Annotated in this window: 8 protein-coding genes; 3 read left to right on the forward strand and 5 right to left on the reverse strand. The window is 67.4% G+C overall.

Annotated features, from left to right (window positions below):
- The 3 genes from HMPREF3115_RS07415 to HMPREF3115_RS07425 all read left to right on the forward strand — a co-directional run.
- Positions 1–686 (forward strand): SDR family NAD(P)-dependent oxidoreductase (locus HMPREF3115_RS07415; RefSeq protein WP_070553930.1); only part of this gene is annotated, 686 nt, incomplete at its 5' end.
- 162 nt (positions 687–848) lie between these two features.
- Positions 849–2111 (forward strand): MFS transporter, encoded by a 1263-nt coding sequence (locus tag HMPREF3115_RS07420; RefSeq protein WP_006400603.1) that lies wholly within the window; start codon positions 849–851, stop codon positions 2109–2111.
- Between the two features lie 25 nt (positions 2112–2136).
- Positions 2137–3429: a D-amino acid dehydrogenase gene (locus HMPREF3115_RS07425; RefSeq protein ID WP_070553934.1), complete on the forward strand. Its 1293-nt coding sequence runs from the start codon at positions 2137–2139 to the stop codon at positions 3427–3429.
- On the opposite strand, the gene thpR is transcribed toward HMPREF3115_RS07425, so the two are convergent.
- From thpR to HMPREF3115_RS07450, 5 genes are all read right to left on the reverse strand, one after another.
- Positions 3426–4010 carry an RNA 2',3'-cyclic phosphodiesterase gene (thpR, locus tag HMPREF3115_RS07430; RefSeq protein WP_070553936.1) on the reverse strand — a complete coding sequence of 195 codons (585 nt, stop codon included), beginning with the start codon at positions 4008–4010 and terminating at the stop codon, positions 3426–3428. The two genes, HMPREF3115_RS07425 and thpR, sit on opposite strands and share 4 nt — an antisense overlap.
- The gene (locus tag HMPREF3115_RS07435) at positions 4007–5494 is read right to left on the reverse strand and encodes an alanine/glycine:cation symporter family protein (protein WP_070553938.1); all 1488 of its coding nucleotides are present in this window, start codon (positions 5492–5494) and stop codon (positions 4007–4009) included. The genes thpR and HMPREF3115_RS07435 overlap by 4 nt, the downstream gene beginning before the upstream one ends.
- 326 nt (positions 5495–5820) lie before the next feature.
- Positions 5821–7287 (reverse strand): glutamate synthase subunit beta, encoded by a 1467-nt coding sequence (locus tag HMPREF3115_RS07440; RefSeq protein ID WP_006400608.1) that lies wholly within the window; start codon positions 7285–7287, stop codon positions 5821–5823.
- An 85-nt stretch (positions 7288–7372) separates the two neighbouring features.
- Positions 7373–12076 carry a glutamate synthase-related protein gene (locus tag HMPREF3115_RS07445; protein ID WP_070553940.1) on the reverse strand — a complete coding sequence of 1568 codons (4704 nt, stop codon included), beginning with the start codon at positions 12074–12076 and terminating at the stop codon, positions 7373–7375.
- Between the two features lie 289 nt (positions 12077–12365).
- Positions 12366–13079, reverse strand: coding sequence for a transposase (locus tag HMPREF3115_RS07450; RefSeq protein ID WP_006400610.1), 714 nt, complete (start codon positions 13077–13079; stop codon positions 12366–12368).
- Between the last annotated feature and the right edge of the window lie 12 nt (positions 13080–13091).

A 13091-nucleotide genomic window follows, 5' to 3' on the forward strand; every position in this document is an offset into this window, starting at 1 on the left:
CACCGGGCGTCGCGCTCGCGCTGCACGCGCGCGGCGCGGACGACGCGTCGCGTACGCGGCTCGCCGACGTCGTGCACGCGTGCACGGCCGCCGGCGCACGATGCATCGCGCTGACCGGCGATCTCGCCGATCCGGGCGTCGCGGCCCGGATCGTCGATACGACCGCTACGGAATTCGGCGGGCTCGACCATCTGGTCGCGAACGCCGGCTTCGCGGCGCGGCAGTCCGTGTCCGATCTGTCCGCCGATGCGCTCGCGTCCGCGTTTGCGGCGATGCCGGGCGCATTCGCGGCGCTCGCATCGCGTGCGCGGCCGCTGCTCGAAGCGTCGGCCGCGGCGCGGATCGTCGCGGTCAGCTCGTTCGTCGCACACCGCTATCGCGCGGACGCGCCGTTCGCCGCGACCGCGGCGGCGAAGGCCGCGCTCGAATCGCTGGTACGCAGCGCGGCCGCCGAATTCGCGGCTTGCGCGATCACCGTCAACGCGGTCGCGCCGGGCTTCACGCGCAAGGACCGCGGCCCGAGCGCCGACAACGCCGGTGCGTGGGCGCACGCAGCGCACGCGACGCCGCTCGGCCGGATCGCCGAACCCGACGATGTCGCCGCGCTGATCGCGTTCCTGCTCTCCGACGCGGCGCGACAGATCACCGGTCAGGTCGTGCATGTCGACGGCGGCCTGACGCTCTGAGGTGCGCGTGCACCGTTGCGACCGCAACGGTTTGCGTCGCATCCCGCCTTCCCGCCTCGCCGATCGCACCGCCTCGCGTCAGCCTTTTTGGCACATGCGATCCCGACCGTACAATAGCCGCCACACGGCACCACGATGACGAACGGGACGGGAGACAGCGGCATGCAGGCAATCCAGTGGTTTCGAGAACTGTCGTCGCGCGAGCGCCGCACGCTGTATGCGGGCTTCGGCGGCTATGCAGTCGACGCGTTCGACTTCATGATCTACTCGTTCCTGATTCCGACGCTGATCGCGACCTGGGGCATGACGAAGAGCGAGGCCGGCATGATCGCGACGAGCTCGCTGATCTCGTCCGCGATCGGCGGCTGGGTCGCCGGCATCCTCGCCGACCGCTACGGTCGCGTGCGCGTGCTGCAGTGGACGATCGCGACGTTCGCGCTGTTCACGTGCCTGTCCGGCTTCACGCACTCGTTCTGGCAGCTGCTCGCGACGCGTACGCTGCAGGGCTTCGGCTTCGGTGGCGAGTGGTCGGTCGTGACGATCATGATGGCCGAAACGATCCGCTCGCCCGAGCATCGCGCGAAGGCGGTCGGCACCGTGCAGAGCAGCTGGTCGTTCGGCTGGGCCGCGGCCGCGATTCTCTACTGGGCCTTCTTCGCGCTGCTGCCGGAACAGGTCGCGTGGCGCGCGTGCTTCTGGATCGGCATCGCACCCGCGCTGTGGATTTTGTATATCCGCCGCAACGTCAGCGATCCCGACATCTACACGGCCACGCGCCGCGCACGCGACGAAGGCCGCGTGTCGGGCCACTTCCTCGAGATCTTCTCGCCGCCGCATCTGCGCGCGACGCTGTTCGGCAGCGCACTGTGCACCGGCATGCTCGGCGGCTACTACGCGATCACGACCTGGCTGCCCACCTATCTGAAAACCGTCCGGCACCTGTCCGTATTCAACACGAGCGGCTATCTGGTCGTGCTGATCGTCGGATCGTTCGTCGGCTACGTGGTCGGCGCGATCCTGTCCGACCGGCTCGGCCGCCGCGCATCGTTCATCCTGTTCGCGATCGGATCCTTCACGCTCGGGATGGCCTATACGATGCTGCCGATCACCGACACCGCGATGCTCGCGCTCGGCTTTCCGCTCGGCATCGTCGTGCAGGGCATCTTCGCGGGCGTCGGCGCGTATCTGTCCGAACTCTATCCGGGTGCGATCCGCGGCTCGGGCCAGGGCTTCTGCTACAACCTCGGCCGCGGGCTCGGCTCGTTCTTTCCGATCCTCGTCGGCTCGCTGTCGCAGTCGATGTCGCTCGTGAAGGCGATCGGATTCGTCGCCGGCGGCGGCTATCTGCTCGTGATCGTCGCCGCGCTCGTGCTGCCGGAAACGCGCGGCAAGTCGCTGGCCGACGATCCGGCCGTCGCATCGTGAACCGCCGTTTCGCGCCGGGTACCGTATGCATGTGATCGTCCTCGGCGCCGGCGTGATCGGCGTCGCTACCGCGTGGCACCTGCGCGAAGCGGGCTGCGACGTCACCGTGATCGAACGCGAGGCCGACGTCGCTCAGGCGACGAGCTTCGGCAACGCGGGCGTGATCGCGCCCGGCTACGTGACGCCGTGGGCCGCGCCCGGGATGCCGGGCAAGCTCGTCAAATACCTGTTTCGGCCCGCGTCGCCGCTGATCTTCCGCCCGACGCTCGATCCCGCGCAATGGCGCTGGATCGCACGCTGGCTGCGCGAATGCGAATTCGAACGGTTCCGCGCGAACAAGCAGCGGATGCAGCGCATCGCGTATTACAGCCGCGCGTGTTTGCATGCGTTTCGCGAACGGCATCCGTTCGACTACGGCGCGAGCCGCGGCTATCTGCAGCTGCTGCGCAGCGCATTCGACGTCGACATGGTGCAGCCCGCACTGAACGTGCTGCGCGATGCCGGCATCGCGTTTCACGAGCTCGACGCGGCCGGCTGCATCGCGGTCGAACCGGGGCTGCGCTGGGCGCGGCAGGCGCCCGTCGGCGGCATCTACCTGCCCGACGACGAAGCCGGCGACTGCGCGCGCTTCACGCGCGAACTGCGGGCGCTCTGCGAAGCGAACGGCGTGGCGTTTCGCTTCGGCACCGACGTGCGTGCGCTCGACGTCGCCGGGCGGCGTGCGCGCGGCGTGTGCATCGCGCCGACCGGTCCGCATGGCGGCAACGGCGACGCCCGCGGCGATGCGGTGCTCGCCGCCGATGCGATCGTCGTCGCGCTCGGCGTCGACAGTGCCGATCTGCTGGGCCGCTACGGCATCGACGTGCCGCTGTATCCGGTGAAGGGCTATTCGGCGACGCTCTCCGTCGTCGACGACGAACGCGCGCCTCGGGCCGCGCTGATGGACGAATCGCTGAAGACGGCGATCACGCGTTTCGGCCCGACGCTGCGCGTGGCCGGCACCGCGGAACTCGGCAACCGGCGCGCGGCACTGCGGCAGCGCGCGCTCGACACGCTGATGACCGTGCTCGACGACTGGTTTCCGCATGCGGCGGACCGCGCGTCGGTACGCTTCTGGGCCGGCCGCCGGCCGATGACGCCCGACGGGCCGCCGCTGCTCGGCGCGAGCGGAATCGAGGGTCTCTGGCTAAACGTCGGCCACGGTTCGACCGGCTGGGCAATGTCGATGGGATCGGGCAAGGTGCTCGCGGATCTCGTGACCGGCCGCGAACCGGAGATCGATCTGTCCGGACTGACGCTCGCGCGCTACGCGCGTTAGGTCCACTCGCCGGGCTCGCCCGGCCCGCGGCGCTCGAGGCACGCGATCGGCACCGACACGATCGGCCGATGCGATACGCCTTCGTGCGACAGCCGGCTTTCGAACAGCGTCAGCGCATCGAAGCGCAGCGCGACCGGCCGCCCCGGCGCGCCGCCGTGCGCGGGCTGCCCGACCGCCTCGCGCGGCAATCGCGCGAGCGTCACGTGCGGCCGGAACGGACGCGGATCGGCCGGCAGGCCGAGTTCGGCGAGCGACGCCGTCAGCGCCACGTTGAGCGCCGCACAGGCGGGCTCGCGCGCGAGTTCGGCGACGATCAGCCGCGCCCGCGGCAGGCTCGGCCACCACGCGATGCGCTCGACCGGCTGCGGCGGCAACGGATGCGCGGCGGCCAGCGCCGGCAGACGCGCCGCGAGCGCGTCGCATCGATCGCGCTCGATCGCGCCGATGAACGCGAGCGTGACGTGCAGTTGCGCGGCGAGCGTGCGCCGCGCGCCGCGTGTGACAGGCAACGCGTGCAGCGCATCGCGCGACGCCGCATCGGGCATCAGCGCGACGAACACGCGCAGCCGGTCGCCGTTCATGATTCGCGCACCGCCACGCGCGGCTCGCCGACCGCATCGGCCGCCGGGCGCTGCGGTAGCGGGCCGTGCTCGCCCCATACGTCGGCCGGCAGCACGCGCGCGAGTTCGGGAATCGTGTTGCGCGTGAAGACCGGATCGGCGACGCCTGCCGCACGCTGGCGACGATAGTCTCGCCACGCGGCGTGCACGTACTTGCCGAGCGCGACGATCGCGATCAGGTTGACGATCGCCATCAGCCCCATGCTCGTATCGGCCATCGCCCAGACGAGCGGCAGCTGCCCGACGCTGCCGAACATCACCATGCCGAGCACCGCGACGCGGAACAGCGGCAGCACGCCGCGCCGCTTCGTGATGAAGTCGACATTGCCTTCCGCATACGCGTAATTGCCGATCACCGACGAGAACGCGAGGAAGAAGATCGCGACGGCCATGTAGATGCCGCCCCAGTCGCCGACGTGGCTCGAGATCGCGCGCTGCGTAAGCGCCGCGCCTTCCATGCCGGTGCCGAGCTCATACTGGCCGGACAGCAGGATCACGAACGCGGTCGCACTGCAGATCACGATCGTGTCGACGAACACGCCGAGCATCTGGATCAGCCCCTGCGTGACCGGATGCCGCGTGCCCGCCGTCGCGGCCGCGTTCGGCGCGCTGCCCATGCCGGCCTCGTTCGAGAACAGCCCGCGCTTCACGCCGATCGCGATCGCCTGGCCGACCGCATAGCCGGTCAGGCCGCCGGCCGCCTGCTCGAGGCCGAACGCGCTCTTCACGATCAACGCGATCACGCCGGGCACCAGCGTGATGTGCGTCGCGACCGCGTAGACCGCGAGCGCGAGATAGCCGATCGCCATCACCGGCATGATCACCTGCGCGACCGACGCGATGCGTCGGATCCCGCCGAAGATGATCGGCGCGGTCAGCAGCACGAGGCCGAGGCCGACGGTCTCGCGGCGCCAGCCGAACGATGTGTCGAACGCGTCGGCGATCGCATTGGCCTGCACCGCGTTGAACACGAAGCCGAACGCGAGGATCAGGGACAGCGAGAACAGCACGCCGAAGCCGCGCGAGCGCAGGCCGGTCTGGATGTAGTATGCGGGACCGCCGCGATACGAGCCGTCCGGATGCGACACCTTGAAGATCTGTGCGAGCGTCGCCTCGACGAATGCCGACGACATCCCGACCAGCGCCGTCATCCACATCCAGAAGATCGCGCCCGGCCCGCCGACCGTCAGCGCGACCGCGACGCCCGCGATATTGCCGGTGCCGACGCGGCTCGCCAGCCCCGTCGCGAATGCCTGGAACGACGAGATGCTGCCCGGCTCGCCCTTGCTGCCGACGAGCCGGATGCTGAGGAACAACGCCTTCAGCTGAATCATCCGGAACCGCAGCGTAAACCACGCGCCCACGCCGAGCAGCAGCGCAATCAGCACGTAGTTCCACAGCACGCCGTTGACGGCGTCGATCAGCCCATGCACGAGTGCTTCCATCCAGTGTCCTTACAAATAGGTCAGTAACATGCGGCGGCGGCCGTCAGCGGCCGGAGGGGCGACATGATATGACAGTTTGCGAGGATCATTACAAACCGAAAGGATTCGCGATCGCGAAAAATAGCTGTCGTATGTGATCAGGTTAGGCGATGCTTCGCGAAAATGCGGCGCTCGTCGCGTCCGGGCGCAGCGTCGATGGCAGCGAGGCGAAGCTTGCCGAAGCCGAAGAAACGCGGTCAAGAAACCGCATGCACGCAGGCGTGCGGCCGAAAAAAAAACGGGCGCCCTCTCGGACGCCCGGCTTCATCGAAACCCGCTCGCGATGCTCAGCGCGGCAGTTCCGAATGCCCCATCAGGTACGCGTCGACCGAGCGCGCGCACTGGCGGCCTTCGCGGATCGCCCAGACGACGAGCGACTGGCCGCGGCGCATATCGCCGGCCGCGAACACCTTGTCGACCGACGTGTAGTACGCGCGATCGCCTTCGGTCGCCGCGCGCGCGTTGCCGCGCGCATCCTTCGCGACGCCGAACGCCTCGAGCACCGGCGCGGCCGGCTGCGTGAAGCCCATCGCGAGCAGCACGAGATCGGCCTTCATCTCGAACTCCGAGCCCGGCACTTCCTGCATCTTGCCGTCCTTCCACTCGACGCGCGCCGCGACGAGCTTCTCGACCTTGCCGTTCTTGCCTTCGAAGCGCTTCGTCGCGACGGCCCAGTCGCGCTCGCAGCCTTCCTCGTGCGACGACGACGTGCGCAGCTTGATCGGCCAGTACGGCCACACGAGCGGCTTGTTTTCCTCTTCCGGCGGCTGCGGCAGCAGTTCGAACTGCGTGACGTGCTTCGCGCCGTGGCGGTTCGACGTGCCGACGCAGTCCGAACCGGTGTCGCCGCCGCCGATCACGACGACGTGCTTGCCCTTCGCGAGCAACTGATCGACGAGCTTGTCGCCGGCATTCACGCGGTTCTGCTGCGGCAGGAAGTCCATCGCGAAATGGATGCCGGCCAGTTCGCGGCCCGGCACCGGCAGGTCGCGCGGCGTCTCCGAGCCGCCCGCGATCACGACCGCGTCGAACTCCTCCTTCAGCGTCTCCGGCGAGATCGTTTCCTTCGCGAGATTGCCGATCGATTCCGGCAGCGGATCCTTGCCGATGAACACGCTCGTGCGGAACGTCACGCCTTCCGCTTCCATCTGGCGCATCCGGCGATCGATCAGCCACTTCTCGAGCTTGAAATCGGGAATCCCGTAACGCAGCAGGCCGCCGATCCGGTCGTTCTTCTCGAACACCGTCACGTCGTGGCCCGCGCGCGCGAGCTGCTGCGCAGCCGCGAGGCCCGCCGGGCCCGAGCCGACGACGGCGACCTTCTTGCCCGTCTTGTGCGCGGCCGGCTGCGGCTTCACCCAGCCTTCGGCCCACGCCTTGTCGATGATCGCGTGCTCGATCGACTTGATGCCGACCGGATCGTTGTTGATGCCGAGCGTGCAGGCGGCTTCGCACGGCGCCGGGCAGATGCGGCCCGTGAACTCGGGGAAGTTGTTCGTCGAATGCAGGACTTCGATCGCCTGCTGCCAGTCCTGGCGGTAAACGAGATCGTTGAAGTCCGGAATGATGTTGTTGACCGGGCAGCCGTTGTTGCAGAACGGGATGCCGCAGTCCATGCAGCGCGCGCCCTGGATCTTCGCGTCCGCGTCGGACAGCGCCGCGACGAATTCCTTGTAGTGCTTCACGCGCGTGAGCGGTGCTTCGTACGCCTCGTGGCGGCGTTCGAACTCCAGAAAACCGGTTGCCTTGCCCATAAGGTGCTCTTCTGTTCGATGTATCGGGTGGGGGAGCCGCGCGCGGCGTTCATGCGCGCGCGGCCTTCGCTATGTCGTTCGTCGCTCAGGCGGCCAGCGCTTCCTTCGCCGCCTTCTTCGCACCGATCTCGCCCAGCGCGCGCTTGTATTCGTGCGGGAACACCTTCACGAACTGGCGCCGCGCCGCGTCCCAGTTTTCCAGCAGCGACTTCGCGCGCGGCGAGCCGGTGAACTGGAAGTGACGCTCGACGAGCCCCTTGAGCAACGCTTCGTCGGTCATGCCCGCATGCCAGAGCGCGCGGTCGACCGTGCGCTCCTGCTCGGCCTGTTGCAGCACCGGATCGAGCGCGACCATCGACTTGTTGCACTTCGCGGCGAACGTGCCGTCCGGGTCGTACACGTAGGCCACGCCGCCCGACATGCCGGCCGCGAAGTTGCGCCCCGTCTCGCCGAGCACGACGACCGTGCCGCCCGTCATGTATTCGCAGCCGTGGTCGCCCGTACCCTCGACGACCGCCGTCGCGCCCGAGTTGCGCACGCAGAAGCGTTCGCCCGCGACGCCGCGGAAGAAGGCTTCGCCTTCGAGCGCGCCGTACATCACCGTGTTGCCGCAGATGATGTTTTCCTCGGACTTGCCGCGGAAGTCGTTGGTCGGACGAATGATGATGCGGCCGCCCGACAGCCCCTTGCCGACGTAGTCGTTGCCGTCGCCGACGAGATCGAGCGTGACGCCCTTCGCGAGGAACGCGCCGAAGCTCTGGCCGGCCGTGCCCTTCAGCTGGATGTGCACGGCGTCGTCCGCGAGGCCGTCGTGGCCGTGCTTCTTCGCGATCACGCCCGACAGCATCGCGCCGACCGTGCGGTTCACGTTGCGCACCGGCTGGATGAACGACACATGCTCGCCGTTCTCGATCGCGGCCTTCGCCTTCTCGATCAGCACGTGGTCGAGCGCACGCTCGAGCCCGTGATCCTGGCTTTCGACGTGGCGGCGGGCGACCTCCTCGCAGCCTTCCGGCTGGTAGAACACGCGCGAGAAGTCGAGCCCCTTCGCCTTCCAGTGCTCGATGCCCTTGCGCATGTCGAGCAGATCCGCGCGGCCGATCAGATCGTCGAACTTCGCGATGCCGAGCTGCGCCATGATCTCGCGCACTTCCTCGGCGACGAAGAAGAAGTAGTTGACGACGTGCTCGGGCTGGCCCTTGAACTTCGCACGCAGCACCGGATCCTGCGTCGCGACGCCGACCGGGCACGTGTTCAGGTGGCACTTGCGCATCATGATGCAGCCTTCGACGACGAGCGGCGCCGTCGCGAAGCCGAATTCGTCCGCGCCGAGCAGCGCGCCGATCACGACGTCGCGGCCGGTCTTCATCTGACCGTCGGCCTGCACGCGGATGCGCCCGCGCAGGCGGTTCAGCACGAGCGTCTGCTGCGTTTCCGCGAGGCCGAGCTCCCACGGCGTGCCCGCATGCTTGACCGACGACAGCGGCGATGCGCCGGTGCCGCCGTCGTGGCCGGCGATCACGACGTGATCGGCCTTCGCCTTCGCGACGCCTGCGGCGACCGTGCCGACGCCCACTTCCGACACGAGCTTCACCGAGATGCTCGCGGCCGGGTTCACGTTCTTCAGGTCGTGAATCAGCTGCGCGAGATCCTCGATCGAGTAGATGTCGTGGTGCGGCGGCGGCGAAATCAGGCCGACGCCCGGCACCGAATAACGCAGCTTGCCGATGTACTCGGACACCTTGTGGCCCGGCAGCTGGCCGCCTTCGCCCGGCTTCGCGCCCTGCGCCATCTTGATCTGGATCTGGTCGGCCGACGCGAGATACTCGGCCGTCACGCCGAAGCGGCCCGACGCGACCTGCTTGATCTTCGAGCGCAGCGAATCGCCTTCCTTCAGCGGAATGTCGGAGACGACTTCGTCGCCGATCACCGACTTCAGCGTCTCGCCGGCCTTGATCGGAATGCCGCGCAGCTCGTTGCGATAACGGTTCTCGTCTTCGCCGCCTTCGCCGGTGTTCGACTTGCCGCCGATCCGGTTCATCGCGATCGCGAGCGTCGCGTGCGCTTCGGTGCTGATCGAGCCGAGCGACATCGCGCCCGTCGCGAAGCGCTTGACGATTTCCTTCGCCGGTTCGACGTCGTCGATCGGGATCGCCTTGGTCGGCTGGACCTTGAACTCGAACAGCCCGCGGAACGTCATGTGACGCTTGGTCTGATCGTTGATCAGGTGCGCGTATTCCTTGTACGTCTGGTACGAATTGCTGCGCGTCGCGTGCTGCAGCTTCGCGATCGAGTCGGGCGTCCACATGTGGTCTTCGCCGCGCACGCGGTACGCGTACTCGCCGCCCGCGTCGAGCATGTCGCGCAGGACCGGGTTGTCGCCGAACGCGTCGCGGTGCAGGCGGATCGCCTCTTCCGCGACTTCGAACAGGCCGATCCCGCCGACCTTCGATGCGGTGCCCTTGAAGTACTTCTCGACGAGGTCGCTCGACAGGCCGAGCGCTTCGAAGATCTGCGCGCCCGTGTAGGACATGTACGTCGAGATGCCCATCTTCGACATCACTTTCTGCAGGCCCTTGCCGATCGCCTTCGTGAAGTTGTAGATGGCCTTCTCCGGCGACAGGTCGCCCGACAGCCCTTCGGCCATCTTCGCGAGCGTTTCCATCGCGAGGTACGGATGCACGGCTTCCGCGCCGTAGCCGGCGAGCAGCGCGAAGTGATGCGTTTCGCGCGCCGAGCCCGTTTCGACGACGAGACCCGTGCTCGTGCGCAGGCCTTGCTGGACGAGGTGCGTGTGGATCGCCGAGGTCGCGAGCAGTGCCGGAATCGCGACATGCTCGGCGTCCGTCTTGCGGTCCGACACGATCAGGATGTTGTAGCCGGATTTCACGGCGTCGACGGCTTCCGCGCACAGCGACGCGAGGCGAGCCTCGATGCCTTCCTTGCCCCACGCGACCGGGTAGCAGATGTTCAGCTCATACGCGCTGAACTTGCCGCCCGTGTATTGATCGATCGCGCGGATCTTCGCGATGTCCTTGAAGTCGAGCACCGGCTGCGACACTTCGAGACGCATCGGCGGGTTGATGTTGTTCGTGTCGAGCAGGTTCGGCTTCGGGCCGATGAACGACACGAGCGACATCACCATGTTCTCGCGGATCGGGTCGATCGGCGGGTTCGTGACCTGCGCGAACAGCTGCTTGAAGTAGTGATAGAGCGTCTTGTTCTTGTTCGACATCACCGCGAGCGGCGAGTCGTTGCCCATCGAGCCGACCGCTTCCTCGCCCTGCTGCGCCATCGGCGCCATCAGGAACTTCACGTCTTCCTGCGTGTAGCCGAACGCCTGCTGGCGATCGAGCAGCGACGCGCCCTGCGCGCGGCCGGCCGCGACTTCCTCGGCCTTCGGCTCGATCTCGTCGAGCTTGATGCGCACGGCGTCGATCCAGCTCTTGTACGGCTTCGCGTTCGCGAGATTGTCCTTGAGCTCCTTGTCGTCGATGATGCGGCCGTGTTCCATGTCGATCAGGAACATCTTGCCCGGCTGCAGACGCCACTTCTTGACGATCTTCGATTCCGGAATCGGCAGCGTGCCGGCTTCCGACGCCATGATCACGAGGTCGTCGTCCGTGACGATGTAGCGCGCCGGACGCAGCCCGTTACGGTCGAGCGTCGCGCCGATCTGACGGCCGTCGGTGAACGCGATCGCGGCCGGGCCGTCCCACGGCTCCATCATCGCGGCGTGATATTCGTAGAACGCGCGGCGGTTCTCGTCCATCAGCGTGTGCTGTTCCCACGCTTCCGGGATCATCATCATCACCGCGTGCACGAGCGGATAGCCGGCCATCACGAGCAGTTCGAGACAGTTGTCGAACGATGCGGTGTCCGACTGGCCCGGATAGATCAGCGGCCAGAGCTTCGGCAGATCGTCGCCGAGCACGTGCGACGCGATCGCGCCGGTGCGCGCGTTCAGCCAGTTCACGTTGCCCTTCACGGTGTTGATCTCGCCGTTGTGCGCGATCATCCGGTACGGGTGGGCAAGCTCCCACGCCGGGAACGTGTTGGTCGAGAAGCGCTGGTGCACGAGCGCGAGCGCCGACACGACGCGCTCGTCCTGCAGGTCGCGGTAGTACACGCCGACCTGGCCCGCGAGCAGCAGCCCCTTGTAGACGACCGTGCGCGCCGACATCGACGGCACGAAGTATTCCTTGCCGTGCTTGAGCTTGAGCGCCTGGATGCGGTGGCTCGCGGTCTTGCGGATCACGTACAGCTTCCGCTCGAGCGCGTCGGTCACCATGATGTCCTTGCCGCGGCCGATGAAGATCTGGCGGATCAGCGGCTCGCTGGCCTTTACGGCCGGCGAAATCGGCATCGTGTGGTCGACCGGCACGTCGCGCCAGCCGAGCACGACCTGCCCTTCGGCCTTCACCGTGCGCTCGAGCTCCTGCTCGCACGCGAGACGCGAGGCGTTTTCCTTCGGCAGGAAGATCATCCCCACCCCGTATTCGCCGGCCGGCGGCAGCGTCACGCCCTGCTTCGCCATCTCCTCGCGATAGAACGCGTCGGGAATCTGAATCAGGATGCCCGCGCCGTCGCCCATCAGCGGATCGGCGCCGACCGCGCCGCGGTGATCGAGGTTCTCGAGGATCTTCAGCCCTTGCTGAATGATCTCGTGGCTCTTCTTGCCCTTGATGTGGGCGACGAAGCCGACGCCGCAGGCGTCATGTTCGTTTTGCGGGTCGTAGAGACCTTGTGCGGCGGGCACCGCGGCGAGCGGCTGCTGGTGGTCGTTCATGGGGACACCGTCGTAAAGGGGCCCGGAGGGCCGTTGAACCATTTTGTTGTTTGCCGCCGATCCCGCTCCCGGCGGGAGACGGCGCGGCCGACGATGGAAGGGCGCGCTTCGCCCGGGCCACCGGAATTCGGAATATACGCGACGAATCAAAGGAATAGCAACAAAAACCGCTTGATCGAACCCCATTTAAAGGCACGCCTCGATCTGGTGCTGTTTTATTGGGGACGTATCGTTTTGGTGCAAAAAGAAGCGGCGCCCGCAGCGCCGCTTCCCTAGCCGCCGTCGGCCCTTACTGCTGGATCGGCGGCGTGTTCTCGCGCACCTTTCTGGGGCGTCCGCGCGGCAGCGGCGACACGCGCCGATTGGCGGTGCGCGCAGCCCATTCGCGGTAGGTTTCGCCGCCGAGCACCCAGCCCTTCAGCGTCGCCTGCTGCAACTGGTCGGCCTGACGCTCGTCGAGCGGCTGCTCGCACAGCTCCTTGTAGGCGCGCTGCCGCTCGAACGGCGTGTTGCCGAGCGCCCAGTAGAGCGGATGGTCGGTGATCAGGCTGTCGACGGTGAGCCCGACGTGGTGCCGGTAGCTCGACCATCGGTATGCATCGGGCGTCGCGACGAGCTGCGCGCGCACCGGGCTCAATTCGACCACGCGGCTCGCGAGCAGGAAATAGCGTTCGCCTTCGATGACGGTCGCGCGGTAGCGGCCTTCCCACAGCGTGCCGCGCCGCGAGTAGCGCCGGTTGAAATGCGCGACGTAGCGGCGCCCCACCGCCTGCATCGCTTTCGGCAGGCTCGCCTCGTCGCTCGGCGTGACGAGCAGCTGAACCTGACGCGGCAGCAGCACGTAGGCGTGCACCGAGAGGTGATGATCGCGTGCGGCGGCCTTCAGACAATCGATGAAGAGTTCGTAGTCCTGGTCGTCAACGAACGCGGGTTGCTGATCCAGGCCGCGCAGTATCACGTGCTGCGGCTGGTCGGGTACGTAGAGTCGTGCTAACCGTGCCATGCTGAATGTCCG

It is taken from the genome of Burkholderia sp. HMSC10F09 (genome assembly GCF_001806955.1).
GTDB classification, from domain to species: Bacteria; Pseudomonadota; Gammaproteobacteria; order Burkholderiales; family Burkholderiaceae; genus Burkholderia; species Burkholderia multivorans.

Bases quoted from the DNA above. Each gene is read 5' to 3' on its own strand.
- HMPREF3115_RS07435 (WP_070553938.1), bottom strand. From the start codon at position 5,494: ATGGAAGCACTCGTGCATGGGCTGATCGACGCCGTCAACGGCGTGCTG.
- HMPREF3115_RS07450 (WP_006400610.1), bottom strand. From the start codon at position 13,079: ATGGCACGGTTAGCACGACTCTACGTACCCGACCAGCCGCAGCACGTG.
- HMPREF3115_RS07445 (WP_070553940.1), bottom strand. From the start codon at position 12,076: ATGAACGACCACCAGCAGCCGCTCGCCGCGGTGCCCGCCGCACAAGGT.
- HMPREF3115_RS07440 (WP_006400608.1), bottom strand. From the start codon at position 7,287: ATGGGCAAGGCAACCGGTTTTCTGGAGTTCGAACGCCGCCACGAGGCG.
- HMPREF3115_RS07425 (WP_070553934.1), top strand. From the start codon at position 2,137: ATGCATGTGATCGTCCTCGGCGCCGGCGTGATCGGCGTCGCTACCGCG.
- thpR (WP_070553936.1), bottom strand. From the start codon at position 4,010: ATGAACGGCGACCGGCTGCGCGTGTTCGTCGCGCTGATGCCCGATGCG.
- HMPREF3115_RS07420 (WP_006400603.1), top strand. From the start codon at position 849: ATGCAGGCAATCCAGTGGTTTCGAGAACTGTCGTCGCGCGAGCGCCGC.